Consider the following 23,952-nt stretch of genomic DNA (forward strand, 5'->3'; position numbering starts at 1 on the left):
AACCCGGAACAACGCAGAGCAATAACACCCTCGCCTCAACGTCCCCGTCCCGAGCCGCCGCCGCTCCACGAACTACCACCGCCATGGGACCCACCATACCCGCCCCCGTGATAGCCACCGCCGCCGCCATGCCAGCCACCACCGTGCCAGCCACCGCGACCATGCCAGCCACCACCACGGTAATAACAACAACCGCCCCAGCCGCCCCAGATTCCGACCGAACCATAAACCGGTCCATACGGCGGCCCGTATCCGTAACCATAGTCGGGGTAATACGGTTGCGCGTACCCATACCCATAGCCATAAGGCGGTGCGACCGCACAACCGGTGAGCGTTGCCGCTACCGCCAACAGCGCTATCGATGCAATGAGCCTGCTCACGATTTTCTCCTGGCGATTTGCTCCTGCTATATGAATCAGAAAAATCGCGCGCGCAGGAGTTCAGCGCCATTTGTGTCCGCAGATTACGGCTGATCGATCGTTGCCCGCATCGACGAAGCATCGACAAAGATGCCACGCCATAGCCGCCAAGCATTGCAGAGGCCTTGCAAAGTGTCGCCGTGACTTCGTGTTGTAACAGTTAGTTAAAATTTCGAAACGTAACTGTATGGCGAGCCTGTTAATTTCGCGTCAGACAATACCCCTCGAGTTCAGCGCGTGAGTTGCTCTCGCGCCGCGCTGAACGACGAGGACGCATCCGCCCACTGCCAGGACCGCTCAATGCGCAGCCTGCGAAAGAAACAGCCGTCAATGAAGCACGATCCACAACCGGCTACCGCATCCGAATGGTGCGCCGAAGGCGAAGCCTGCGCCGCGCGCGGCGACCTCGAAGGCGCGCTGCAGCGCTTCGACACCGCGCGCGCGCTCGACCCCGCCAACGCCATCGTCCATGAGCGCCGCGCCGCGACGCTCGCCGTTCTGAACCGTTTTCCCAACGCCGTGCAGGCGTATCGCGCAGCGGCCGCGCTCGATCCGCTCAACGCTGACACGTATCACGGCCTCGGCTGGTGCTTCGAGCAGATGCACCGGCTCGAATCCGCGCTGGACGCGTATCGCGAAGCCGTGCGCCTCAATCCGAAGGCCGACGGTTCGCACAACAATCTGGGCAACTGTCTGCACGCGCTCGGCCGCTTCGACGAAGCGCACGAAGCCTATCGTCACGCGATCGAAGCCGCGCCGACGGCGCCGCTCTATTACCGCAACTTCGTGCAGTCCAAACGTCTCGCCGTCGACGATCCGGTGTTCGCGGCGATGGAGCATCTGGCGAACCATGCCGATTCGATGACGCGGGACAATCAGTCGGAGATCCACTTCGCGTACGGTCAGGCGCTGTCCGACATGGGCCGCAACGACGAAGCGTTCGACCAGTTCCTGATGGCCAATGCGCTGCGCCGTCCCGGCGTGCGTTATGTCGAAGCGGAGGCATTGAGCCTGTTCTCGCACTTGCCGCAGATGCTCGGCGCGGAGGTGCTGGCGGCCAAAGGCGGATTAGGCGATACGTCGGCGGCGCCGATTTTTATCGTCGGCATGCCGCGCTCGGGGTCCACGCTGATCGAACAGATTCTGGCGAGTCATCCGAAGGTGTTCGGCGCCGGCGAGCGCACGGAATTCGGCGAGGCGCTGGTGAGCGGCATCCATCGCGGCCTGGACGATCCGTTGAAGATCGATATCGAAGGGCTGCCGGACGCCGAGGCCGCGCCGTTGCACGCGCTCGGCGCGGACTACCTGCGGCGTATCTACGACGCGGTGCCGGAAATCCAGACTGCGATGCCGGGCGGCGAGCGCTATACGCATTTCGTCGACAAATATCCGTTCAACTTCATCAACGTCGGGCTGATTCACCTGGCGCTGCCGAACGCGCGCTTCATTCATAGCAGCCGTTCGCCGTTGCAGACCTGCCTGTCGATTTTTTCGCGAATTTTTCATGACGTGCCGTTCGGTTACGATCTCGGCGAACTGGGCCGTTACTACCGCGCTTACGATGCGTTGATGAAGCATTGGCAAAGCGTGCTACCCGAGGGCGTGATGATCGAAGTCAAATACGAAGAGCTGGTCGACGATCTGGAAGGCCAGGTGCGTCGCATCCTCGCGCATTGCGGGCTCGACTGGGACGAACGCTGCCTGTCGTTTCATCAGACAACACGTCAGGTGAGCACGGCCAGCGCGGCGCAGGTGCGTCGTCCGATCTACAAGACTTCGTTGCAGCGCTGGCAGCCGAGGCGAGCGTTGCTGCAGCCGTTGTTCGACGGTCTGGGTCCGGAGCTGGCGGCGAACGAAGTAAACGCCGCCCCCGGCACAGTCAATGCAAATCACCCGGAGCGTCCGGCATGAGCGTATCGCGTGGTGCGGTGATCTGGATGACGGGGTTATCCGGCGCAGGTAAATCGACCCTGGCCAACGCGTTGCATCAACGCTTGAATGACATGGGGCAGGCGTCGATCGTGCTCGACGGCGACGTGTTGCGGCGCGGCTTGAACGCCGACCTCGGCTTCACGCACGAGGACCGCACCGAAAACCTGCGCCGCGTCGCTCACGTCGCGGCGCTTTTCATGCAGCAGGGTTTTGTCGCGATTGCCGCAGTGATTTCGCCCGAGCATCAGCATCGGCGCGCGGCGCGTGAGATTGTCGGCGAAGGCTTCGTTGAAGTCTTCGTGAACGCGCCATTGGCCGTATGCGAGGCGCGCGATGCGAAGGGACTCTACGCACGCGCTCGCCGCGGCGAAATTCCGCATTTCACCGGTATTTCCGATCCTTTCGAAGCGCCGCTCGCACCCGACGTGGTGATCGAATCCGACCGCTTGCCGGTCGACCAAGCGGTGGACCGGTTGCTCGCACAAATAGCGCAGAGTCGTTTGCCGGCTTAACGCGTTTTGTTCTTCCGACGCCGCGTGCCCTCACAGGCCGCGCGGCGCGTCACCATCAAACCCGCACAAGCTCATTGCCTGGCGCTCGACACAGGCACGGCCACGGCTCACGCACGTCGCGTCTGCGTGCGCGTCGGCGTTCAATGCAACAAGCCCGGATGATGCAAAGCAGGGTACACGCCGATGATAAACGCCGCATAAATCGCGGCCATGGTCACGCCGGCGGCGGTGCCCCAGATATCGCGCGACGCGGCGCCCTGGCGGAAATGCACGGGCAGTCCGACCACCAGATAGCCGATCAGAAAAAACGCGAGGACCGCACGCACGGGCGAGAGGTCGTGGCCGATAAATTCCAGCAGTGCGGAGAGACTGAATTCAGACATGAAGAGGCAGGCAATGACACGTGCGAAGGAGTGTTCAAACCACGGTGCAAACCACGCGTCAAACCATTCAGGACTGCGCGAGGGCACATGCGGATTTAAGTCCACGCACGCGTGCTGCGCAAGAAAAAGTCTGTATGAATTTGTACAAGCCTACATTGCTTGCACGTTGCCTGCGCAACGACTTTCATCCGGCTTCGCAGTGCTTCAACCTGCTTTCAATGCTTAACTCGACGACGTATCACGCAAGCGTTTCGCGAAGAATGGGTAAGGATGTCAGCGCTTACGTAAAGGCTCGAGTAACGGCTTCAAACCGTTGTGATCGATCTCTTGCATCAACGCGATCAGCCGGCCAATTTCGCCGGGCGGAAAGCCCTGGCTGGCAAACCAGTTCAGATAGTGACCCGGCAGGTCCGCAATCACGCGGCCTTTATATTTCCCGTAGGGCATCACGCGCGTGACCAGCAGTTCGAGGTGTTCGGGGTTCATGGTGCAAAGGTCGGCAAAAAAACGCGGTGAGCGGGGAAATGGGCAATAACGCGCAACAAGAGGACAAGGTTCGCCGCCCGTGCATTTTAGCCTCGCTGCAGGCTATTCGCCGACATGGTAACGTCGCCGGTTCCGTTCACACAATCAACAGGACAGTTCAATGGAATACCGCAGACTCGGCGACTCCGATGTGCAGGTCAGCCTGATCGGTCTCGGCACCATGACATGGGGCGAGCAGAACACCGAACAGGAAGCGCACGCACAGATTGATTACGCGCTCGATCACGGCATCAACCTGATCGACACCGCCGAAATGTATCCCGTGCCGCCGCGCGCTGAAACGCAAGGCTCGACGGAGCGCTTCATCGGCACGTGGCTCGCGCAGCATCGCAGCGCGCGCGAGAAGATCGTGCTCGCCACCAAGATCGCCGGCCCGGCGCGTCAACCGCATAACCCGCGCCATATTCGTGGCGCGGGCAATCAGTTCGACCGGCCGAACCTCACCGAGGCGCTGAACGACAGCCTGAAGCGTCTGCAAACGGACTACGTCGATCTGTATCAACTGCACTGGCCGGATCGCAGCACGATGACGTTCGGCCGCCCTGCGTATCCGTGGGTCGACGACGAGTACACGGTGCCGATCGAAGAAACGCTGTCGGTGCTCGCCGAATTCGTGAAAGCCGGCAAGGTGCGTCACATCGGTGTGTCGAACGAAACGCCGTGGGGTGTCGCGCAATTTCTGCGTGCGGCGGAAAAGCTCGGCTTGCCGCGCATCGTCAGTATTCAGAATCCGTATAGCCTGCTCAATCGCACGTATGAGGCCGGGCTGTCGGAATACGCGCATCGCGACAACGTCGGCCTGCTCGCGTATTCGCCGCTCGCGTTCGGCTGGCTGTCGGGCAAGTACGAGGGCGGCGCGCGCCCGGCCGGCGCGCGCATCTCGCTGTTCGAACGTTTCCAGCGCTATAGCAAGCCGCAAGCCGTGCAGGCGACCACGCGGTACGTGGAGCTGGCGAAACGTCATGGCCTGTCGCCCGCGCAATTCGCGCTGGCCTTCGTGAATAGCCGGCCGTTCGTGACCAGCAATCTGATCGGTGCGACCTCGCTCGATCAGCTGAAGGAAAACATCGGCAGCGCCGACGTCAGACTGTCGCCGGAAATCCTCGCGGAAATCGATGCGCTGCATGAATTGCAGCCGAATCCGGCGCCCTGAAGCGTTGGTGACGCGTTAGCGGTGCGGGTGAAGCTCGAAGAAGCTCAGCGAATCTTCAGCTTCGCCCGCACCACATAAAGCGCCAGCAAACTGGCCGCTGCACAGAACATCAGATAAAACCCCGGCGCGAGTTTATTGCCGCTCGCATCGATCAGCCACGTGATCACGAACGGCGCAAAACCGCCGAACACTGTGACGCCGATGTTGTAGCTGACCGAGAGACCGGTCGCGCGTGTCTGCGTCGGAAAGATCTCCGACATCAACGCGGGCAACGCGCCGAAATACGTCGCCTTCAAGATGCCGATCCAGATCAGCGCAAGCAGCATCGTCGCGAACGACGGATGCGCATTCATATACACAAAGGCCGGATACACCGTCAGCAGCATCAGCACGGCGGCGAACGCCAAGATCCGGATACGCCCGAGCGAATCGGACAGATGACCGGCGAACGGCGTCAATATCGTCAGCACGAAGCCGGTCGCAAGCGTCGCCGCGAAGCCGGTCGACGCGGGCAGATGCAATTGCTTGATCGCATAGGTCGGCATGTACAGGATCATGTAGTTCGCCGCCGTCGAAATGATCAGCGAGCCGACCGCCAGCAACATGCGCAGCTTTTGCGTACCGAACAGATCGCGCAGCGGCGTGCGGGCTTTCGGCTCGGCCGCGAATTCCGCGCCTTCGTCCACGTAACGGCGAATGTAGAAACCGACCGGACCGATCGCGAGGCCGAACAGAAACGGCACGCGCCAGCCCCATGATTCGAGTTGCGCTGCGGTGAGCTGGCTCGTCAGCAGCGCGCCGAAACCGGACGCGAGCAGCGTGGCGAGACCTTGACTCGCGAACTGCCAGCTCCCCATGAAGCCGCGCCGCTCCGGCGCATGTTCGACCAGAAACGCGGTCGAGGCGCCGAATTCACCGCCCGCCGAAAATCCCTGCACGAGGCGCGACAGCATGATGCCCGCGGGCGCCCACAAACCGATCGCCGCATACGGCGGCATCACGGCGATCGTCAACGTGCCGACCATCATCAACGCGATCGACAGCAACAGCGACGCCTTGCGTCCGGCGCGATCCGCGAGCGAACCGAGCACGAGTCCGCCGAGCGGGCGGATCAGATACGAAATACCGAAGGTGCCGAGCGTGAGCATCAGCGAGATCGCTTCGGTGCGCGCCGGAAAGAACAGCTTCGCGATCGTCACCGCGAAGAAGCCGTAGACGACGAGGTCGAACCATTCGAGCGCGTTACCGATCGACGCCGCGAGAATGATGCGATGGGCTTTCGCGGCGGACGGCCGCGCGGCGCTGGCTTGCAAGGTGGACGTGATCATCGTGAACGTGTTCTCGTGACGAATGCGGCGGGGCGAATGGCGCGGGCCCGGGGACTGATCTGACGCTGGTCAGGGCTTCGCGAACTGTTTGTGCGGATGTGGAACGGGACTGCCTCAGGCGGCGTTTTTCAGATGCGGCGAGTTCTCGCCGAGATCCCAGAACAAACCCGCCATGATCTGCAGACCTTCACGCACCACGGGGCCGAGCAGATGCTCGTTCGGCGCGTGCTGCGAGCAGGCCGGATACGAGTGCGGCACCCAGATGGTCGGCAGACCGAGCGTGTCGGCAAAGACTTCATTGGGCAGCGTGCCGCCCAGATTCGGCAGCACGGCGGTTTTCTTGCCGGTGGTCTGTTCGAGCGACGCGACCGCCCACGTGACCCACGGGTCGTCCGGATCGAGACGCGTGGCCGGCGCGCCGCGCTCGACGTCGATCTGCACCAGCGAAAAACCGTGCGCGTCCAGATGCGCGCGCAGATGCCGTTCGAGATTGCGCCAATCGGTGCCGACCACGAAACGCAACTGACAATGCGCGAAGGCCGACGACGGAATCGCGTTGACCGGGTTCTCCGGATTGCCCGCCTTGAAGGCGAGCACTTCGAAGCTGTTCCAGCCGAACACGCGTTCGGGCGCGCTCAGGCCGGGCTCGCCCCAGTTGTCGTCGACTTCGGGGTCGCCCGGACCGCCGCCGACGGTGATATCGGCGAGCGCACGGCGCACCGCCTCCGAAATTGGCGGCGGGCGCAAACCGTCGACGGCGATCACCCCGCGCGCATCGACGAGGCTCGCCAGCGCGTTGGCCAGCACCGTTGCCGGGTTGCGCAGCAGGCCGCCCCAGTTGCCCGAGTGATGCGCGCCGTCGCGCAGATTCAGCGACAGCTTGAAGTTCACCGAACCGCGCGAGCCGAGGAACACGGTCGGGCGGCGCGCGGCGAGACGCGGGCCGTCGGAGGCGATCAGCACGTCGGCGGCGAGTTCGCCCGCGTGCTCGCGGCACACCGCATCGAGCCCCGGCGAGCCGGTTTCCTCGCCCATTTCGATCAGCAGCTTCGCGTTGAAGCCGAGCTGGCCGCCGCGCGCGGCCAGCACGCTCGCCAGCGCGGCAAGGTTGATGCTGTGCTGACCTTTGTTGTCGGCCGTGCCGCGGCCGTACCAGCGTTCGCCTTCGATCGTCACGGCCCACGGCGTGAGCGGCGCGCGCCACTGGCTGTCGTAGCCGCGCACCACGTCGCCGTGGCCGTAGATCAGCACGGTGGGCAGATGGGCCGCTTCGTGGCGTTCGGCGATCAGGAAGGGTCCCAGGCCGCTGACCGGGTTATCGACGACGCGTGAGGTGAAACCGAGCCCTTCGGCTTCGGGCGCGATTTCGTCGGTCAGATACGACAGCAGCGTCGCGGCGCGATCGCTTTCCTGACTCTCGGTGCGAAAACCCACCCGGCGGGTGAGGTTCTCGAGAAAGGCGCCGGATTCGAAATGCTGTGTCGCGTGTTCGATGGCCTCGTTGCGGCTCATGGTGTGTCTCCAATGCGGGGCGGACTGCGGATGCGGGACAAGGTGCAGCATCGAACCGATTCTAGGAGGCCGTTTTTTTTGTCACAATGATCGTATTTCGAAGCTTGCGTTGCCGAAAAGGCAAAGGTTGAGACACACCCTATGACACTTTCCCTGCACGGCATCGCGCTCCGCTATTTCGTCGAAGTCGCGCGCACCGGCTCGATCAGCGACGCATCCGCACGCCTGCATGTCGCGATATCGGCGATCAGCCGGCAGATCGCGCGGCTCGAAAGCGAACTCGGCGTGGCGCTGTTCGAACGGCGCCCGCGCGGCATGGCGCTGTCCGAAGCCGGCGAGCGGCTGCTCGCCTACGCGCACCGCAGCCTGCTCGAAGCGGAACACGTGATGAAGGAGATCGGCGGCCTCGAGAGCCTGCACGGCAGCATGATCAAGATCGTGAGTTCGGAAGGGTTCGCCGCGGATTTTCTGCCTGGCGCGATGGCGAGTTTTCGCAGCCAGTATCCGGGCATCGACTTCACGCTTTCGGTGGTGTCGCCGGGCGAGGCCACCCGCCGCGTGCGCGACGGCGACGCCGATCTCGCGCTGACCTTCAGCCTCGCGCCGGAGAAGGGCGTCAAGGTCGAACACACCGAATCTGCGCCGGTGCTGGCGCTGCTGCGCGCGGATCATCCGCTGGCCGCGCGCGCGAAGGTGTCGCTCGCCGATCTGCGGTCTTATCCGCTGGTGCTGCCTGTGCCGGGCACGACGATTCGCCAGTTGATCGACATTACCTGTGCGCTCGAAGGCATCCTGCTCGAGCCCGATCTCACCTGCAACAACAGCGGCGCGATGTACCGCTATGCGCAGAAGAGCGGCGCAATCATGTTCACGGGTCTGCTGTCGGTGCGCGACCGTTATGTCGGCGACGGCTTCGTCGTGATACCGCTGACCCATCCGCAACTGCGCCAGCGCAGCATCCAGTTGCAGACCATGGCCGGGCGCGAACTGCCGACGGCGGTGCGGGCGTTTCGCGATCATCTGATCGCCGCCATCGGCGGCCCGAAGCAGGCGGAGAGCGGCGGTCCCAAGGTAGCGCGAAAACGAAGCCCGCGCGGCGGTTCGCGCTCGAAGCCCGGCGCGACGTAATAGGCGCGCGTCGGCATAGCCAATTGAAAGCCAAATGTCCCTGTCGGAACGCGAATCACGACCTAAACTGTGGTGGACGGGGCGGGCTGTCGAACTGCGCCGCACGGCGTGCGATGTAGCAATGCATGGCCGGAGGGGGTCCCTTTTGGGGACGCCAATGGTAGGATTCAGCCCGAAAAATGGAGAGCGGCGCGCAAGTGCAACGGCGCGCTGTCCACAACAGAGCGATAGGACTCAGGACATCGAATGGCGCAACAAAAAACAAACCCAAAACTTGAGCAGGCGCTGACGCGCGGGGATCTGGCGATCCGTCAGGCAAATTCGGCACGGGCGACGGCACTGCTGCGCGCGCTGGGCAAGATGATCGTGGAAGCCTCGGCGACGATCGGCGTGGAAGCCTTCACGCTGATTCCCGACGGCGACAAGATCTACGATCCGGCCGATGGCCTGTGGCCGCAGGAACTGCAGGTTTCGCTCGATGGTCCGGTCGAGGAATCCGATCCGGACGAGGTGCGCACGGTGCGTCTGATCGCCGACGATCCGGCCACGGTGTTCCGCGTCGAATGGCAGCGCGCCGACGGCAAAATCGGCCGTCAGGATGGCGGACCGTTCGCGACGGTCGCGTTCATCTCCGACGTGGATATTCCGTGGACGGACGACGAAGACTGAGCGATGTTTTCATCGCCGGGGGTGGTGGGCGCTGAAGGACGTTGAAGGGCGCTGAAGCGATAAGCCTATTTCATCATCCTGCGACGGAACAGCACCGCCGCAACGATAAACCCGCCCACCGCATACACGGCCAGCACCGCGAGGTGCAGCGCGGCGTGCTCGACCGGCCGGCCCAGCATGGCCGGACGGATCAGATCGACAGCGTGCGCGAGCGGCAACACCCCCGTGACCGCGCGCGCCGCGACCGGCAACTGCGAAGTCGGAAAGAACACGCCCGACAGCAGCATCATCGGCGTCAACACCAGCGTCTGATAAAACATAAAGAAGTCGTACGATGGCGCGAGCGCCGTCACGATCATCGCGATGCTCGCGAACGCGAGCCCGGTGAGTACGATGACCGGCAACGCGAGCAGCATCGACGGGAAATTCGCATAGCCCAGCGTGCCGGCCACCAGCATGATCGCCACACCCGACAGCATCGATTTGCTGCCTGCCCACATCACTTCACCCAGCACGATATCGCCGAGCGTCAGCGGCGTATGCATGATGGCTTCCCATGTGCGTTGCACGTGCATACGCGAGAAGCCCGAATACATCGACTCGAAGCTCGCCGACATCATCACGCTCGAAGCCACCGTGCCGGCCGCGAGGAACGCGATGTACGACACGCCGTCCACATGCCCGACCATGATCCCGAGTCCGAAGCCGAGACCGAACAGATAGATCATCGGATCGGCCAGATTGCCGAACATCGACGCGATCGCGAGTTTTTTCCACACCAGAAAATTGCGGCGCCATACCGCGACCCAGTTCACCGCGTTCGTCGGGAACGCGCCGAAGGGTTCCTGGGCGGAGGGCTTGTCGCTGGGGGCGTGATCCGGGGTGTCGTAGGTGCGTGCGTCCATGGCGTGTCTCGTGCTGTTTGCCCGAGGGATTTCCTTCGGGGCGTTGTTATGGCGATCAGGTGCGGCGGTCGGTGGCCAGCGCGCTGCACGTGATGCGCGAGATGCTTGCAACATGGGTGAATGATCAATGCGTTCGATGCACTCAATGCGCTCGCAACGATCAGTCCTGCATTTCGCGGCCGGTGAGCCGCAGAAACACATCTTCAAGATTCGCCGGCCGGTGCAGATAGCGCAGATCGGCGCGCTGTTTGAGCCGGGCATGCACCGGTTGCGCGTCGTTCACATAGCAGAACAGCGTCTCGCCGCTGATCTCGGTACGCTCGACCAGCGGCGCGAGTTCATCGCGCAACGCCACCGGATCGGGGCCGAAAATCTCGATCACGTCGCAGCCGATCTCCGAGGCGATCAACTCGCTCGGCGCACCTTCGGCGATCTTGCGGCCCTCTTCGATCACGCATAGCCGATGGCAAAGCCGTTCGGCTTCTTCCATGAAATGCGTGGTCAGCAGAATGGTCTTGCCGCGCGCGAGCAACGAGCGCAGCCGCTCCCAGATCAGATGCCGGGCCTGCGGATCGAGACCGGTGGTGGGTTCGTCCATGATCAGCACGTCGGGATCGTTGACGAGCGCGCGCGCCAGCGTGAGGCGCCGCTTCATGCCGCCCGACAGTTCGCTCACACGGGCGTCGGCCTTACTTTCGAGCCGCGCGAATTCGAGCAGCGACGGCACCATCGCGCGGCATTGCGCGGCGCTCAAACCGAAGTAGCGGCCGAACACCAGCAGGTTTTCGCGCACGGTGAAATCGGGATCGAGATTGTCGAATTGCGGCACCACGCCGACCCGCGCTCGCGCCACGCGCGCGCGGCCCGGAATCGGCTCGCCGCACAGACGGATCGCGCCGGCATCCGGCGCGGCAATGCCGAGCAGCATGCGCAACGTGGTGGTCTTGCCCGCGCCATTCGGGCCGAGCAGGCCGAAGCATTCGCCGGCGTTCACATGAAACGACAACCCGTCGACGACCGTCTTGTCGCCGTAGCGCTTTTTGACCTGATGGAATTCAATGGCGGCTTCAGACATGGATCGAACGTGGCTCCGGGAAAGGGCGCGACTGATGCGAATGAGCGCAATGACCGTAATGACCGTAATGACCGTAATGACCGGGCAGGCTGCCTATTCTAGGACATCGATTGGCCGACGATGCCTGGCACCCGGGCGTCCAGAAGGGCTTTCTTGCACTGCGGCATGGGGTCCCGGCGCCGTGCCATTGCGTTGCCATAGCCGTGTCATTGCCGCGCCGTCGCCGTGCGCACCGGTTTAGGGCGCAGTTAGCGTTTTCCATCCCTTGCAAGCTGAATTGCGGCGCACCATGATTGATTCAAAGCGCGCTTTCCGCGCGAAGGGAGAAAATCATGGCGAGCTACCAAAAAATCCTGCTGTGCTACGACGGCTCGCGCGAAGGTCGTAAAGCGCTACGTTGCGGCGCCGATCTCGCGTTGGATCTGAAAGCGGAAACGCATTTGTTATCCGTTGTGGATATGCGCTCCAGCATTGCGCAAAGCGCGGGCCTTCTCACCGACGTGGCGTGTGGCAGCTTCGAAAAATCCGCCCGCGACATTCTGCAGGAAGGCGTGGACTGGCTCACCGAGCGCGGCGTCACCGCGCAAGGGCATTTCGCCTTCGGTCATCCGATCGACGAGATCGCCAATCTCGCTAACGAGTTGAATGTCGATCTCGTGGTGGTTGGCCACCGTTGCCGCACCGGTTTGTCGCGATGGTGGATGGGCGCCGGCAATACGCCGCTGCTCGACCGCATTTCGTGCAGCATTCTGGTGGCGTGCTCTTCCGCGCAGGAGCAGCAGCAAGCGGCAGCTTGATGGGTTGAGCGGGGCGAGCTCAGCGCGTCACGGGTTTAGATCCACCGCGGCCAGCTTCCACGTGAACAACCCCTCGCGCGCGAAGATCGCCGAGTAACGCGCGTCGCCCGCGCCATGCTGGTACGTGACGACGAATTCGTTGAGGCCACGGTAGCCCGCTGTAGTTTGCGGCGGCGTCGCGGCCGTGTTCGCGTTGTTGGCCGCCGCATCGGGCTGGGTTGGCGCTGCGGGTGCTGCGGGTGCTGCCGGCGGTGCCGGTGTCGGCTCAGGCGTCTCAGCCGCGGACGGATTATTCGCCGCGGGTGGCACCGGTGGCCGCTCGCCAGGGTTGCCGCGCGGCGGCATGCCGTTCAGCAACGCGGCCACGCCATCCGGCGTTGCATAAGCGTCCACGAGCGGACCCATCAGTGCCACGCCGATCATCGCGCCAATGGCGGCGAGCGGATTGCCGTTGCTGTGCGCGTCGAGCCGGCGCGTCAGCAGGCCGGTCACCTGCTGTTTCAGGCTCTCGCGCAACGCGGGGAAATCGACGTATTGATTGACGGTTTGCGCGTCGCGCGCATCTGCTGCGCGTTTAAGATTGTTCAGCGCGAGATACGGCGACGCATACGCGAAACCTAGCGCGGCAATCACCACGATCACCATTAGCGTAACGATCAGCGGCCGGGTGGCGCTGCTCTTCGTGCGGGTCGAAACAGCCATCGAGTGAGACTCTCTATCAGGTGTGATCTAACGTGGACCGCGGCCACGCCAAAACGATCCCTGATTGATTCCGGTAATGCGAGTGAACAACCGGTTCAGAACAGAACCCGATCGCTTAGAACCGAACCACTCAGCCTTCGAACACCGCGCCGTGCACATTCGCTTCTTCGGCGATGCAACGGTCGATCATGCGGCAGACGGCGTCGACCGTGCCGACCATGATAAGCCGCGACGGCCCGTGATAAACCCGCACCGGCGCGCGCCGCGCCGGCTCCGCCGTATTCAGGCCCGAGTTCAACGACACGCGCGCAAACGCCGGCAACGAAGACGGCAGCGCCGCCTGCAAATTCGACGCCTCGTCGAGCGAATCGAACAGCGAGGGTGTGCTCGCCGTGGATGCCTCGATCAACGAGCAGGGCACCAGCTTGCGCAGATGACGCAGACGACCGAACTGGCGAAAAGGCAGCAAGCGGGCAAGGCGTTCCATGAGTCTCTCCAGGCGATGCAAAGATGATGCAGCGTGAGTACGACGTTGATGCGGGGTGAATGTGGCTCGGGGCGGCGTCAGGGCGGCGTTGTCTGAACAAGCCAACGAACCGGCAAACGCCCCAGCACGAGCAAACCGCTTAAAACTCGCCCGGGCGAATCAGACCGACGGCGATCCCTTCCAGCGCGAATTCCGCGCTGCCGGTTTCAACGAAGATGTTTTCGTAATCGGGATTCTCGGCAATCAGTTCGATGCCGTTCGGCCGGCGCTTCAAGCGCTTGACCGTCACGTCGTCGCCGAGCCGCGCGATGATGATCTGGCCGTCTTTGGCCTCGCTCTTCTTCTGCACGGCGAGCAGGTCGCCGTCGAAGATGCCCGCGTCGCGCATGGACAACCCGCGCACCTTCAGCAGGTAGTCGGGCTTGCTCGAGAACAGCGCCGGATCGCACGCATAGTGCTGCGCGATATGTTCCTGCGCGAGGATCGGGCTACCCGCCGCCACCCGGCCGATCAGCGGCAAGGACAGTTGCATGATGCTCGCGTGCGGCAGCGTGAACTGGTACGGCGAGTCTTCCGACCCACCCAGCAGGCGAATGCCGCGCGATGCGCCGGCCGCGAGTTCGATCACGCCTTTGCGAGCGAGCGCGCGCAGATGCTCTTCTGCGGAGTTCGCGGAGCTGAAGCCCAGCTCCGCGGCGATCTCCGCGCGGGTGGGCGGAAAACCGGTGCGTTCGATAGCCCGGCGGATCAGATCGAAAACCTGCTGCTGTCGTGCGGTGAGTTTGGTCATGGTCACTGTATGTATGAACAGGTGCCTGTATTTTTATACAGTATTCCACGCAATTCAAGCTTTACTTTAAGTTCGTCGCTTCGGGTGCCGCTACAGCGCCGCAAAAGGGCGTTCTAACACCCACTTTCGTGCCGCAACGCCTTACCCAGCTGTCATTACCACTTTTGAGTATTAAAGAATGAAGAAACATTATTTTTAATGATGAAAGCGCTTCGATAGACTGGCCTCCGAGTTGGCGCTCATGTGCACGTGACCGCGACGTAGAACAACACCACACGCTGTTTTAGCGGACCACAACGCGGAGAAAGTTGACATGAACCACCAAGGTACGGGGCTGGCAGGCAAGACCAGAAAAATCATCGCGGCGCTCGCATTGGGCGCGGCCGGGGCGCTCGGCGTGATGGCGCAGGCGCACGCCGCCGACACGACGCTGCTGAACGTCTCCTACGATCCGACTCGCGAGTTGTATCAGGACATCAATCAGGCGTTCGGCAAGGAATGGAAGGCGAAGACCGGCGAGACGATCACCTTCAAGCAGTCGCACGGCGGCTCCGGCGCACAAGCGCGCTCGGTGCTCGACGGTCTGCAGGCAGACGTGGTGACGCTGGCGCTGGCCTACGACATCGACGCGCTGGCCAGCAAGGGTCTGCTCGACAAGGGCTGGCAGAAACGCTTGCCGGACAACGCGTCGCCGTACACGTCGACGATCGTGTTTCTGGTGCGCAAGGGCAACCCGAAGCACATCAAGGATTGGGACGATCTGATCAAGCCGGGCGTGTCGATCGTGACGCCGAATCCGAAGACCTCGGGCGGCGCGCGCTGGAACTACCTCGCGGCGTGGGCGTATGCCGAACATCAGCCGGGCGGCAACGACCAGAAAGCGAAGGAGTTCGTCGGCAAGCTCTATAAGAATGCCGGCGTGCTGGATTCGGGGGCGCGCGGCGCGACCACCAGCTTCGTGCAACGCGGTATCGGCGACGTGCTGATCGCGTGGGAAAACGAAGCGTTCCTGTCGCTGAAGGAATTCGGTCCGGACAAGTTTGAAATCGTCGTGCCGTCGGTCAGCATTCTGGCCGAGCCGCCGGTCGCCGTGGTGGACAAGGTCGTCGACCGGCACGGCACGCGCAAGGTGGCCGAAGCGTATCTGAACTTCCTGTACAGCGAAGAAGGCCAGGAGATCGCCGCGCGCAACTTCTATCGTCCGCGTTCGAACAAGGTACCGGCCGAGCTGACCGCCAAGTTTCCGAAGCTGAAGCTGTACACGGTGGACGATTCGTTCGGCGGCTGGACCAACGCGCAGAAGACGCACTTTGCCGACGGCGGCGTGTTCGATTCGATCTACTCGCCGCAGTAAGGCCGGCTTGTCCGGTCGATGTGGACGCAACGATATCGACCGGCCAGCGGCACCGCATGACCCCCGAGCGCGCCCCATGGGCGCGCTTTTGGCCGCCAGGGCCCGGCGGCCGGAATTCGGTCCTCGCAACACCGGCATCAACCTGAACGAGTAACCAGCATGACGACGTTGACCTTCCGAAAACCGAGCGCGTTGCCCGGTTTTGGCTTGACCCTCGGCATCACCGTGGCTTATCTGAGCCTCGTGGTGCTGATTCCGCTGGCGGCGACCTTTCTCAAGACCGCCACGCTCGACTGGGCTCAGTTCGTACGCGCGGTGAGTTCGCCGCGTGTGCTCGCGTCGTATCGCCTGACGTTCTTCTCCGCGCTCGGCGGCGCGCTGATCAACGCGGTGTTCGGCTTTCTGGTCGCGTGGGTGCTGGTGCGTTACACGTTCCCGTTCAAACGCATCGTCGACGCCGTGGTCGATCTGCCGTTCGCGCTGCCGACCTCGGTGGCCGGCATTTCGCTCGCGGCGGTGTACGCGGGCAACGGCTGGATCGGCCAGTTTCTCGAACCGCTCGGCCTGAAGATCGCGTTCACGCCGGCCGGCGTACTGGTCGCGCTGACCTTCATCGGTTTGCCGTTCGTGGTGCGCACGGTGCAGCCGGTGCTCGAAGAGTTCGAACGCGAACAGGAAGAAGCCGCCGCGTGCCTCGGCGCGTCGCGCTGGCTGACGTTTCGCCGCGTCGTGCTGCCCGCCGTGTTTCCCGCGTTGCTGACCGGTTTCGCGCTGGCGTTCGCGCGGGCGCTGGGCGAATACGGCTCGGTGATTTTCATCGCCGGCAACGTGCCGATGAAGTCGGAAATCACCTCGCTGCTGATCATCACCAAGCTCGAACAGTACGACTACGCGGGCGCGACCGCGATCGCGGTGGTGATGCTGGTTGTGTCGTTCCTGATGCTGCTGTTCATCAATACCTTGCAATGGTATTTGCAACGCCGCACGGGTCGCGGTGGCGCGGGTCCGGCGCCGGCTGCGGTGAGCGTCGCGGCGATTGGCGGAGGTGCGCAATGAGCCGTCAGTCTGTGAGTGATGTGAACGGTGTGAAGGCCGCGACCTCAAGCGCCGCCGCCGTTGCACCGCGCGCGCCCCTGAACGTGTCGCGCCGCCCCGATCCGGTCACCGAAGCGCCCGTGGTGCGCTGGCTCCTGACCGCCGTCGCGCTGCTGTTTCTCACGCTGTTTCTGGTCGTGCCGCTGGTCGCCGTGTTCTATCAGGCGTTGAGCAAAGGCCTTGGTTTCTATCTGGAATCGCTCGCCGATCCGGACGCGTTGTCGGCGATCAAGCTGACCGTGATTACCGCCGCGATCGCCGTGCCGCTGAATCTCGTGTTCGGCCTCGCGGCGTCGTGGTGTATCGCCAAGTTCGAATTCCGCGGCAAGGCGCTGCTGACCACGCTGATCGATTTGCCGTTCTCGGTCTCGCCGGTGATCTCGGGCCTGATCTATGTGCTGATGTTCGGCGCGCAGGGCTGGTTCGGCCCGTGGCTGATCGACCACGACGTGCAGATCATCTTCGCGGTGCCGGGCATTGTGCTCGCGACGATCTTCGTCACGTTCCCGTTCGTCGCGCGTGAACTGATTCCGCTGATGCAGGCACAAGGCAACGACGAGGAAGAAGCCGCTCACGTGCTCGGCGCGTCGGGCTGGCAGATCTTCCGCCGCGTCACGCTGCCGAACGTCAAATGGGGCCTGCTGTACGGCGTGATTCTGTGTAACGCGCGGGCGATGGGCGAGTTCGGCGCGGTCTCGGTGGTGTCGGGCCACATTCGCGGCCAGACCGACACGATGCCGTTGCACGTCGAAATTCTCTACAACGAATACAACTTCTCGGCGGCGTTCGCCGTGGCGTCGGTGCTGGCCTTGCTCGCACTCGTCACGCTGGGGCTGAAGCTGCTTGCCGAGCGCCATATGTCGGCGGAACTGTCGGCCGCGCGCGACGTGCCCGCGTATGCCGGTCCTGTCGCGCTGGCCGCTGCCTCGTCGTCGTCATCATCGTCATCGTTCAAGGCAACGCCGGTCTCGCCGCAACACCCGCTCAAGCAAGGAGAGCTGTAATGGGTATCACTGTTCGTAACCTGCAGAAGCGCTTCGGCGATTTCGTCGCGCTCGATAACGTCTCGCTCGACTTTCCGCCGGGTGAACTGGTTGCGCTGCTCGGGCCGTCGGGTTGTGGCAAGACCACCTTGTTGCGCGTGATTGCCGGGCTCGAATACGCGGACGGCGGCCAGGTCGAGCTGCAGGGTCAGGACGTCGCGACGGTCGGTGCGCGCGAACGTGAAGTGGGTTTCGTGTTCCAGCATTACGCGCTGTTCCGTCATATGACGGTGTTCGAGAACGTCGCGTTCGGCTTGCGCGTGAAGCCGCGCAAGGAGCGGCCGTCGGAAGCGGTGATTCGCGAGAAGGTGCATGAACTGCTGAAGCTCGTGCAGCTCGACTGGCTCGCGCAGCGTTATCCGTCGGAATTGTCGGGTGGTCAGCGGCAGCGGATCGCGTTGGCGCGCGCGCTCGCGGTCGAACCGAAAGTGCTGCTGCTCGACGAACCGTTTGGCGCGCTCGACGCGAAGGTGCGCAAGGAATTGCGTAGCTGGCTGCGGCGCTTGCATGACGATCTGCATATCTCGACGATCTTCGTCACGCACGATCAGGAAGAAGCGCTCGAAGTGGCCGACCGTATCGTCGTGCTGAATCGCGGGCACGTGGAGCAGGTGGGCAGTCCGCAAGATGTGTACGACCATCCGCAAACCTCGTTCGTGTACGAGTTTCTCGGCGCGGCCAACCGTCTGCACGGCAACGTCGATGCGAGCGGTTTCGTGGTGGACGGCGCCGCGTTGCCGGTATCGATCAAGGCCGATTTCAGCGGCCCGGCGTTTGCCTATGTACGGCCGCACGACCTTCAGTTGTATCCGCAAGCGTCCGGTCATCGCGAAGGAATCGTGGTCGACGTGCGGCGCGTGGTCACGCTCGGCGGCTCGGTGCGGGTCGAACTTGCGGGCCGCGAGGGCACGCTGCTCGAAGCCGAGCTGGATCGCGAGTCGTGGCGCGATCTGCAACTGGCGGTCGGCGACGGCGTGACCGCCGTGCCGCGCGCGTTGCGGGTGTTTCCGGCGCAATAGTAGGGCGCCTGTCCGGAGAGCCTGGCAGGCAAGGCATCAAACTCGGTGTTTCAATCAAACTCAAATAACTCAACTCTGGCTGAACCGGAGACATACAGATGAACTTCCAGCAATTGCGCTTCGTGCGCGAGGCCGTGCGTCAGAACATGAACCTGACCGAGGTGGCGAACGTGTTGTACACGTCGCAGTCGGGTGTATCAAAACAGATCAAGGATCTGGAAGACGAACTCGGCGTCGACATTTTCATTCGACGCGGCAAGCGCCTGACAGGTCTCACCGAGCCGGGCAAGGCGGTGCATCAACTGATCGAGCGGATGCTGCTCGATGCGGAAAATCTGCGCCGCGTGGCGCGTCAGTACGCCGATCAGGACAGCGGCCACCTGGTCGTGGCGACCACCCACACGCAGGCGCGTTACGCGTTGCCGAAGGTGATCCGTCAATTCACCGAGGTATTCCCGAAGGTGCATCTGGCGTTGCGCCAGGGCAGTCCGCAACAGATCGCGCAGATGATCATCAACGGCGAAGCGGATATCGGCATCTCGACCGAAGCGCTCGACCGCTTCCCCGATATCGTCACGTTCCCGTGCTACTCGTGGCATCACATCGTGGTCGTGCCGAAGGGGCACCCGCTGGTGGGCCGGTCGAATCTGACGCTCGACGAGATCGCCGAATTCCCGATCATCACGTACGACCAGGATTTCACGGGACGTTCGCACATCGACCAGGCGTTCGCGAAAGCGGGTGCGTTGACCGACGTCGTGCTGACCGCGATCGATGCCGACGTGATCAAGACTTACGTCGAACTCGGCATGGGGATCGGCGTGGTCGCGGCGATGGCCTACGATCCGAAGCGCGATACCGAACTGGTCGCGCTCGATACGCAGCACCTGTTCGAAGCGAGCACCACGCGGGTCGGTTTGCGCAAGGGCGCGTTCCTGCGCGCATACGCGTACCGGCTGATCGAAATGTTCGCGCCGCAATTGAACGAAGCGGAAATCGCGGCGCAGTTGCGCGAAGCGGTTTAACGCTCATAACCGAAACGAACCGAAACGAACGGACATCCGTTTTTTCACGCATGGCGGCGCGCGGCGCATCGCTTACAATCGCCGCCATGAATACTCTGACTTCCTCTTCCGCCGCGCCTTCGGGCGAAGGCGCTACGCCGCCGTTGCCCTGTATTGCGGTGCTCGCGACCGGCGGCACGATCGCCGGCGCGGCCGCGGACGCCACCAACACCTCCGGTTACCAGGCCGGTGTGGTCGGCGTCGAGCAACTGCTTTCCGTGGTGCCGGCGTTGTCCACGGTGGCGCGCATCGCGCCCGAGCAGATTGCCAGCGTCGACAGCAAAGACATGACCATGCCGTTGTGGACCACGCTCGCACAGCGCATCAACACGCTTCTGGCGACCGACGGGATCGACGGCGTGGTGATCACGCACGGCACCGATACGCTCGAAGAAACCGCCTACCTGCTGCATCTGACCGTCAAGTCGGATAAGCCGGTGGTGCTGACCGCGGCCATGCGTCCGGCGTCGGCGTTGTCGGCCGACGGTCCGTTGAACCTGCTGAACGCGGTGACCGTCGCGGCGCATGCGGGCTCGCGCGGGCAGGGCGTGCTGGTGGCCTTCAACAACAAGATTCACAGCGCACGCGACGTCGTCAAGACGAGCACCTACGCGGTGGACGCGTTCCAGTCGCCCGAGATCGGCGCGCTCGGTTGGGTGCAGGACGGCCGGGTCGAATTCCAGCGTGCCGTGGTGCGACCGCATACGCTGGCAACCGAATTCGTGATCGGGCCGAAGTGGCCGCATGTCGAGATCGTCGCGAGCTACGCGGGCGTGTCGCGAATCGCGGTGGATGCGCTGGTGGCCGCCGGCGTGCGCGGTATCGTCGTGGCGGGCACGGGCAACGGTTCGATCCACATGTCGATGCAGCAGGCACTTGCCGACGCAGCGTCGCAGGGCGTCGCGGTGGTGCGTTCGTCGCGCGTGGGATCGGGGCATGTGATGCGCAACGGCGCCGCCGCCGACGACGCGCTCGGTTTCATCAGCGCGGGTTCGCTGAATCCGTACAAGGCGCGCGTGCTGCTGATGCTGGCGCTTGCCGCAGGCGGCACGGGGCCGGTGGCGCTGCAGAAGACGTTCGATACGTACTGATTGATTGCGGATTGCGCGCTGGGCGACGCAGCGCAGATGAAGCTTCAATGACAACGCGGCGCCCGGTTAAGAACCGGGCGCCGCGTTGTTGTTTCTGCTTAAGCTTGATTCGACGAGCGGGCGCTTAGGCCGCCAGATCCGGCGGCAACTTGCCGCCATTCGCCGCGAGCGCCTGCATCACCTGTTTATGCAGCCAGATGTTCATGCTTGCCGAGTCGTTCGTGTCGCCGGTGTACTTCAATTCCTGGGCGAGCTGCTTGCGATGCTCGAGGCTGCTGTCGACGCCGAGCGCCTTCAGCGTGTCGACGATCGACGTGCGCCAGTTCAGCGTCTGGCCGCTCTCGCTCACGAACTGGTCCATGACCGCCGCGACGTCGACGTCGGCCAGCGGGGCGGGCGCCGGTGCGGCGTCCGGCGCGGCAGCTTGCGCAGCGGCCGGATCCGGGGTCGGCTCAACCGCGGGCGCAGGCTGATCGGGCTTCGCTTTGCCGAAGAGCTTGTTGACGATGTCACCAAAGATACTCATTCTGAATCCTTTGCAGAGGGGTTACTGGCGCAAGCAGTCTTCGCTCACGGGTTGAACACTGGTTGCGAAACGGGCGAATAAAACAGAGGCCCGCGTTGCCGCGTGTGGCAAGCCGCACGCGAACGCAGAGCCGCCGGCAACCAGACTCAACGAGTGTAGGAGAAAAGCACGGACCGATGTGTCAAATAAGGTCGCGAAGAGAGGAGGGAGTTGCAAGCAAATGAAAGCGGGCTTGCGACTGGACCTGCAGCCCATCAGGCGGAGGCAAGCGCACGCCGAGGGTTGAACTCAGCGGCGCGCGGGCGGTGTGCGTGATGCACCCGCTGCGAGAGATTGGCTGAAAAAGCATAAGCATGAAATCCGACAGCCGGACACCCGACGACGACGTCTGACCGACCAAGGCTTCCCCGGCGCCGCCGGGTGCCGCTGCGGACCCCACTTGCCGCTCTCAGCCCAGAGCGGCACGATTTGCCCGTTCCGCCGTGCATGTGCACGACGAACCGGGCGCCCCACCTGCGATCGTCACGACGTTGCGAACGCAACCATCACGACGATCTGTAACGACAATCCCTATTACGCAGCCTTGGCTTCGCTACCCGGCGCTTGCGCGACTTCGTAGTTCGCCATGATTTCCAGCGCGCGCACCATGGCCGAGTGATCCCATGCCTTGCCGCCGTTTGCCGCGCACACGCTGAACAGTTGCTGCGCGCTCGCCGTATGCGGCAGCGCGATACCCAGCTTGCGTGCGCCGTCGAGTGCGAGGTTCAGATCCTTCTGGTGCAGTTCGATGCGGAAGCCCGGATCGAACGTGCGCTTCGTCATACGCTCGCCGTGTACTTCGAGAATCCGCGACGAGGCGAAGCCGCCCATCAGCGCTTTACGGACACGCTCCGGATCGGCACCCGAACGCGATGCGAACAGCAGTGCTTCAGCCACGGCTTCGATGTTCAGCGCGACGATGATCTGGTTCGCGACCTTGCAGGTTTGACCCGCGCCGTTGTCGCCGATCAGCGAGATGTTCTTGCCCATCAGTTCGAACAGCGGCTTGGCCAGCGCGAATGCCTTTTCCGGGCCGCCCACCATGATCGTCAGCGTCGCTTCGCGCGCACCGACTTCGCCGCCGGACACCGGCGCATCCAGGTAGTCCGCGCCCAGCGCGTTGATCTTCTTCGCGAAGGCCTGCGTGTCGAGCGGGGAGATCGAGCTCATGTCGATCACCAGCTTGCCTTGCGTGAGGCCGGCAGCGACGCCGTCGTCGGCGAACAGCACGTTGGCGACGTCAGGCGTGTCCGGCACCATGATGATGACGATGTCGGCGGCTTGCGCGACGGCGGTCGAATCAGCGACCACGCTCGTCGTTTTGCTCAGATCTTCCGGCACCGGATACGCGCCGTTCACGAACAGCGTGTGACCGCCCTTGATGAGGTTGCGCGCCATGTGCGCGCCCATGATGCCGAGGCCGATAAAACCGATCTTTGCCATGTGTCTGAATCTCCAATGTTGTTTGGGGTGCCCCGTTGCGGGGCTGCCCAAGGGAGCATCCCTCGGGCGTCATGCGCCTGATGTCGCTCGTTGAGGCCTCGTGCGTCAGGCCTCGAAGCGCTCAGGCAGCGGCGTGAGCTGCGCCGCGGGTCTGCCCGGCCACGCTCTGCACCCAGCCGAGGCCGGCAGCAGTGGTGGTGCGCGGCTTGTATTCGCAACCGACGTAACCGTCGTAGCCAAGCGAATCGAGCAGATTGAACAGGAACGGGTAGTTGATTTCGCCGGTGCCCGGTTCGTTACGGCCCGGGTTGTCGGCGAGCTGGATGTGCGCGATCTGCGGCAGGTTCTTCTTGATGGTCGCCGCGAGTTCGCCTTCCATCCGTTGCATGTGATAGATATCGTATTGCAGGAACAGGTTGTCCGAACCGACTGCGTTGATCACGTCGAGGCCTTCGCCCGAACGGTTCAGCGCGAAGCCCGGAATGTCGTACGAGTTGCACGGTTCGACCAGCAGCTTGATGCCGGCTTTCTTCAGTTCGCCGGCGGCGAAGCGCAGGTTCTCGACGATGGTCGAGCGCGCTTTGTCCGCATCCACGCCTGCCGTCGGAATGCCGACGAGGCAGTTCAGTTGCGGCACTTTCAGGGCGCTCGCGTATTCGATTGCGCGGCCCACGCCTTCCTGGAATTCGCCGACGCGATCCGGCAGGCACGCGATCCCGCGTTCGCCCGCTTCCCAGTTGCCCGCGGGCAGGTTGTGCAGGACCAGCTTCAGGCGGTTCTGTTGCAGACGCTCGCTCAGTTCGGCGATCTGGTACGGATACGGGAACAGGAATTCGACGGCGTGGAAGCCCGCGTCCGCAGCGGCCGCGAAGCGGTCGAGGAACGGGACTTCGTTGAATAGCATGGTGAGATTCGCTGCAAATTTCGGCATGGTGCGTCT

General features: G+C 63.3%; 25 protein-coding genes. 12 read left to right on the plus strand and 13 right to left on the minus strand.

Translation table 11 applies throughout. The annotated features are described in order from the left end of the window. Nucleotides 1-35: 35 nt before the first annotated feature. Nucleotides 36-380: a hypothetical protein gene (locus HWY05_RS08720; RefSeq protein ID WP_176058061.1), complete on the minus strand. Its 345-nt coding sequence runs from the start codon at nucleotides 378-380 to the stop codon at nucleotides 36-38. A 369-nt stretch (nucleotides 381-749) separates the two neighbouring features. Between HWY05_RS08720 and HWY05_RS08725 the strand changes: the two genes are divergently transcribed. Next, a complete protein-coding gene (locus HWY05_RS08725; RefSeq protein ID WP_176058062.1) occupies nucleotides 750-2,330 on the plus strand; it encodes a sulfotransferase in 1,581 nt (526 codons plus the stop codon). Continuing rightward, on the plus strand, nucleotides 2,327-2,863 hold the full coding sequence (gene cysC / locus HWY05_RS08730) for an adenylyl-sulfate kinase (protein ID WP_035550626.1): 537 nt from the start codon (nucleotides 2,327-2,329) through the stop codon (nucleotides 2,861-2,863). The genes HWY05_RS08725 and cysC overlap by 4 nt, the downstream gene beginning before the upstream one ends. 140 nt (nucleotides 2,864-3,003) lie before the next feature. Here cysC and HWY05_RS08735 read toward each other — a convergent pair whose 3' ends face one another. Beyond that, the gene (locus HWY05_RS08735; protein WP_231584920.1) at nucleotides 3,004-3,351 is read right to left on the minus strand and encodes a hypothetical protein; all 348 of its coding nucleotides are present in this window, start codon (nucleotides 3,349-3,351) and stop codon (nucleotides 3,004-3,006) included. Nucleotides 3,352-3,519: 168 nt separating this feature from the next. Beyond that, nucleotides 3,520-3,732 carry a DUF3820 family protein gene (locus HWY05_RS08740; protein WP_035550621.1) on the minus strand — a complete coding sequence of 71 codons (213 nt, stop codon included), beginning with the start codon at nucleotides 3,730-3,732 and terminating at the stop codon, nucleotides 3,520-3,522. A 160-nt stretch (nucleotides 3,733-3,892) separates the two neighbouring features. On the opposite strand from HWY05_RS08740, the gene HWY05_RS08745 reads away from it, so the two are divergent. Next, nucleotides 3,893-4,945 (plus strand): NADP(H)-dependent aldo-keto reductase, encoded by a 1,053-nt coding sequence (locus HWY05_RS08745; RefSeq protein WP_176058063.1) that lies wholly within the window; start codon nucleotides 3,893-3,895, stop codon nucleotides 4,943-4,945. A 44-nt stretch (nucleotides 4,946-4,989) separates the two neighbouring features. Here HWY05_RS08745 and HWY05_RS08750 read toward each other — a convergent pair whose 3' ends face one another. Continuing rightward, nucleotides 4,990-6,273 carry an MFS transporter gene (locus HWY05_RS08750; RefSeq protein ID WP_176058064.1) on the minus strand — a complete coding sequence of 428 codons (1,284 nt, stop codon included), beginning with the start codon at nucleotides 6,271-6,273 and terminating at the stop codon, nucleotides 4,990-4,992. A 114-nt stretch (nucleotides 6,274-6,387) separates the two neighbouring features. Then, nucleotides 6,388-7,785: a M20 family metallopeptidase gene (locus HWY05_RS08755; protein ID WP_176058065.1), complete on the minus strand. Its 1,398-nt coding sequence runs from the start codon at nucleotides 7,783-7,785 to the stop codon at nucleotides 6,388-6,390. Nucleotides 7,786-7,926: 141 nt separating this feature from the next. Between HWY05_RS08755 and HWY05_RS08760 the strand changes: the two genes are divergently transcribed. Further along, on the plus strand, nucleotides 7,927-8,913 hold the full coding sequence (locus tag HWY05_RS08760) for a LysR family transcriptional regulator (RefSeq protein ID WP_035550610.1): 987 nt from the start codon (nucleotides 7,927-7,929) through the stop codon (nucleotides 8,911-8,913). Between the two features lie 246 nt (nucleotides 8,914-9,159). Then, on the plus strand, nucleotides 9,160-9,582 hold the full coding sequence (locus tag HWY05_RS08765) for a hypothetical protein (protein WP_035550606.1): 423 nt from the start codon (nucleotides 9,160-9,162) through the stop codon (nucleotides 9,580-9,582). A gap of 65 nt (nucleotides 9,583-9,647) precedes the next feature. On the opposite strand, the gene HWY05_RS08770 is transcribed toward HWY05_RS08765, so the two are convergent. Then, nucleotides 9,648-10,487 carry an ABC transporter permease gene (locus HWY05_RS08770; RefSeq protein ID WP_176058066.1) on the minus strand — a complete coding sequence of 280 codons (840 nt, stop codon included), beginning with the start codon at nucleotides 10,485-10,487 and terminating at the stop codon, nucleotides 9,648-9,650. A 160-nt stretch (nucleotides 10,488-10,647) separates the two neighbouring features. Next, a complete protein-coding gene (gene nodI, locus HWY05_RS08775) occupies nucleotides 10,648-11,562 on the minus strand; it encodes a nodulation factor ABC transporter ATP-binding protein NodI (protein WP_035550601.1) in 915 nt (304 codons plus the stop codon). Between the two features lie 332 nt (nucleotides 11,563-11,894). On the opposite strand from nodI, the gene HWY05_RS08780 reads away from it, so the two are divergent. Then, nucleotides 11,895-12,359, plus strand: coding sequence for a universal stress protein (locus HWY05_RS08780; protein ID WP_035550599.1), 465 nt, complete (start codon nucleotides 11,895-11,897; stop codon nucleotides 12,357-12,359). Between the two features lie 27 nt (nucleotides 12,360-12,386). Here HWY05_RS08780 and HWY05_RS08785 read toward each other — a convergent pair whose 3' ends face one another. From HWY05_RS08785 to lexA, 3 genes are all read right to left on the minus strand, one after another. Further along, nucleotides 12,387-13,061: a DUF2939 domain-containing protein gene (locus tag HWY05_RS08785; RefSeq protein ID WP_176058067.1), complete on the minus strand. Its 675-nt coding sequence runs from the start codon at nucleotides 13,059-13,061 to the stop codon at nucleotides 12,387-12,389. A gap of 130 nt (nucleotides 13,062-13,191) precedes the next feature. Beyond that, on the minus strand, nucleotides 13,192-13,548 hold the full coding sequence (locus tag HWY05_RS08790) for a hypothetical protein (RefSeq protein WP_035550593.1): 357 nt from the start codon (nucleotides 13,546-13,548) through the stop codon (nucleotides 13,192-13,194). A 139-nt stretch (nucleotides 13,549-13,687) separates the two neighbouring features. Then, nucleotides 13,688-14,338, minus strand: coding sequence for a transcriptional repressor LexA (gene lexA / locus HWY05_RS08795; RefSeq protein ID WP_035550591.1), 651 nt, complete (start codon nucleotides 14,336-14,338; stop codon nucleotides 13,688-13,690). Between the two features lie 313 nt (nucleotides 14,339-14,651). On the opposite strand from lexA, the gene HWY05_RS08800 reads away from it, so the two are divergent. From HWY05_RS08800 to HWY05_RS08825, 6 genes are all read left to right on the plus strand, one after another. Next, entirely contained in the window at nucleotides 14,652-15,692 is a 1,041-nt protein-coding gene (locus HWY05_RS08800) for a sulfate ABC transporter substrate-binding protein (protein WP_035550588.1), read from the plus strand. A 159-nt stretch (nucleotides 15,693-15,851) separates the two neighbouring features. Continuing rightward, nucleotides 15,852-16,748, plus strand: coding sequence for a sulfate ABC transporter permease subunit CysT (gene cysT / locus HWY05_RS08805; RefSeq protein ID WP_035550584.1), 897 nt, complete (start codon nucleotides 15,852-15,854; stop codon nucleotides 16,746-16,748). Continuing rightward, the gene (gene cysW, locus HWY05_RS08810) at nucleotides 16,745-17,791 is read left to right on the plus strand and encodes a sulfate ABC transporter permease subunit CysW (protein WP_176058068.1); all 1,047 of its coding nucleotides are present in this window, start codon (nucleotides 16,745-16,747) and stop codon (nucleotides 17,789-17,791) included. The genes cysT and cysW overlap by 4 nt, the downstream gene beginning before the upstream one ends. After that, a complete protein-coding gene (locus tag HWY05_RS08815; protein WP_035550582.1) occupies nucleotides 17,791-18,849 on the plus strand; it encodes a sulfate ABC transporter ATP-binding protein in 1,059 nt (352 codons plus the stop codon). The genes cysW and HWY05_RS08815 overlap by 1 nt, the downstream gene beginning before the upstream one ends. A gap of 98 nt (nucleotides 18,850-18,947) precedes the next feature. Then, on the plus strand, nucleotides 18,948-19,874 hold the full coding sequence (locus HWY05_RS08820) for a CysB family HTH-type transcriptional regulator (RefSeq protein WP_035550580.1): 927 nt from the start codon (nucleotides 18,948-18,950) through the stop codon (nucleotides 19,872-19,874). A gap of 86 nt (nucleotides 19,875-19,960) precedes the next feature. Continuing rightward, entirely contained in the window at nucleotides 19,961-21,004 is a 1,044-nt protein-coding gene (locus HWY05_RS08825) for an asparaginase (RefSeq protein ID WP_176058069.1), read from the plus strand. A 124-nt stretch (nucleotides 21,005-21,128) separates the two neighbouring features. On the opposite strand, the gene HWY05_RS08830 is transcribed toward HWY05_RS08825, so the two are convergent. The 3 genes from HWY05_RS08830 to hyi form a co-directional block, all read right to left on the minus strand. After that, nucleotides 21,129-21,530 carry a DUF3597 domain-containing protein gene (locus HWY05_RS08830; protein WP_035550577.1) on the minus strand — a complete coding sequence of 134 codons (402 nt, stop codon included), beginning with the start codon at nucleotides 21,528-21,530 and terminating at the stop codon, nucleotides 21,129-21,131. Nucleotides 21,531-22,103: 573 nt separating this feature from the next. Next, the gene (locus HWY05_RS08835; protein WP_035550574.1) at nucleotides 22,104-23,012 is read right to left on the minus strand and encodes a 2-hydroxy-3-oxopropionate reductase; all 909 of its coding nucleotides are present in this window, start codon (nucleotides 23,010-23,012) and stop codon (nucleotides 22,104-22,106) included. Nucleotides 23,013-23,133: 121 nt separating this feature from the next. Beyond that, entirely contained in the window at nucleotides 23,134-23,943 is an 810-nt protein-coding gene (hyi, locus tag HWY05_RS08840) for a hydroxypyruvate isomerase (protein ID WP_176058070.1), read from the minus strand. Between the last annotated feature and the right edge of the window lie 9 nt (nucleotides 23,944-23,952).

This window comes from Paraburkholderia sp. BCC1876 (assembly GCF_902833695.1).
Taxonomy (GTDB): domain Bacteria; phylum Pseudomonadota; class Gammaproteobacteria; order Burkholderiales; family Burkholderiaceae; genus Paraburkholderia.

What these genes read in the sequence shown, in the direction of transcription:
- HWY05_RS08825 (WP_176058069.1), top strand. Translation starts at nt 19,961, where the DNA reads ATGAATACTCTGACTTCCTCTTCCGCCGCGCCTTCGGGCGAAGGCGCT.
- HWY05_RS08725 (WP_176058062.1), top strand. Translation starts at nt 750, where the DNA reads ATGAAGCACGATCCACAACCGGCTACCGCATCCGAATGGTGCGCCGAA.
- HWY05_RS08820 (WP_035550580.1), top strand. Translation starts at nt 18,948, where the DNA reads ATGAACTTCCAGCAATTGCGCTTCGTGCGCGAGGCCGTGCGTCAGAAC.
- hyi (WP_176058070.1), bottom strand. Translation starts at nt 23,943, where the DNA reads ATGCCGAAATTTGCAGCGAATCTCACCATGCTATTCAACGAAGTCCCG.
- HWY05_RS08790 (WP_035550593.1), bottom strand. Translation starts at nt 13,548, where the DNA reads ATGGAACGCCTTGCCCGCTTGCTGCCTTTTCGCCAGTTCGGTCGTCTG.
- HWY05_RS08830 (WP_035550577.1), bottom strand. Translation starts at nt 21,530, where the DNA reads ATGAGTATCTTTGGTGACATCGTCAACAAGCTCTTCGGCAAAGCGAAG.
- nodI (WP_035550601.1), bottom strand. Translation starts at nt 11,562, where the DNA reads ATGTCTGAAGCCGCCATTGAATTCCATCAGGTCAAAAAGCGCTACGGC.
- lexA (WP_035550591.1), bottom strand. Translation starts at nt 14,338, where the DNA reads ATGACCAAACTCACCGCACGACAGCAGCAGGTTTTCGATCTGATCCGC.
- HWY05_RS08745 (WP_176058063.1), top strand. Translation starts at nt 3,893, where the DNA reads ATGGAATACCGCAGACTCGGCGACTCCGATGTGCAGGTCAGCCTGATC.
- cysC (WP_035550626.1), top strand. Translation starts at nt 2,327, where the DNA reads ATGAGCGTATCGCGTGGTGCGGTGATCTGGATGACGGGGTTATCCGGC.
- HWY05_RS08765 (WP_035550606.1), top strand. Translation starts at nt 9,160, where the DNA reads ATGGCGCAACAAAAAACAAACCCAAAACTTGAGCAGGCGCTGACGCGC.
- HWY05_RS08760 (WP_035550610.1), top strand. Translation starts at nt 7,927, where the DNA reads ATGACACTTTCCCTGCACGGCATCGCGCTCCGCTATTTCGTCGAAGTC.
- HWY05_RS08800 (WP_035550588.1), top strand. Translation starts at nt 14,652, where the DNA reads ATGAACCACCAAGGTACGGGGCTGGCAGGCAAGACCAGAAAAATCATC.
- HWY05_RS08770 (WP_176058066.1), bottom strand. Translation starts at nt 10,487, where the DNA reads ATGGACGCACGCACCTACGACACCCCGGATCACGCCCCCAGCGACAAG.
- HWY05_RS08740 (WP_035550621.1), bottom strand. Translation starts at nt 3,732, where the DNA reads ATGAACCCCGAACACCTCGAACTGCTGGTCACGCGCGTGATGCCCTAC.
- HWY05_RS08785 (WP_176058067.1), bottom strand. Translation starts at nt 13,061, where the DNA reads ATGGCTGTTTCGACCCGCACGAAGAGCAGCGCCACCCGGCCGCTGATC.
- cysT (WP_035550584.1), top strand. Translation starts at nt 15,852, where the DNA reads ATGACGACGTTGACCTTCCGAAAACCGAGCGCGTTGCCCGGTTTTGGC.
- HWY05_RS08835 (WP_035550574.1), bottom strand. Translation starts at nt 23,012, where the DNA reads ATGGCAAAGATCGGTTTTATCGGCCTCGGCATCATGGGCGCGCACATG.
- HWY05_RS08750 (WP_176058064.1), bottom strand. Translation starts at nt 6,273, where the DNA reads ATGATCACGTCCACCTTGCAAGCCAGCGCCGCGCGGCCGTCCGCCGCG.
- HWY05_RS08755 (WP_176058065.1), bottom strand. Translation starts at nt 7,785, where the DNA reads ATGAGCCGCAACGAGGCCATCGAACACGCGACACAGCATTTCGAATCC.
- HWY05_RS08780 (WP_035550599.1), top strand. Translation starts at nt 11,895, where the DNA reads ATGGCGAGCTACCAAAAAATCCTGCTGTGCTACGACGGCTCGCGCGAA.
- cysW (WP_176058068.1), top strand. Translation starts at nt 16,745, where the DNA reads ATGAGCCGTCAGTCTGTGAGTGATGTGAACGGTGTGAAGGCCGCGACC.
- HWY05_RS08815 (WP_035550582.1), top strand. Translation starts at nt 17,791, where the DNA reads ATGGGTATCACTGTTCGTAACCTGCAGAAGCGCTTCGGCGATTTCGTC.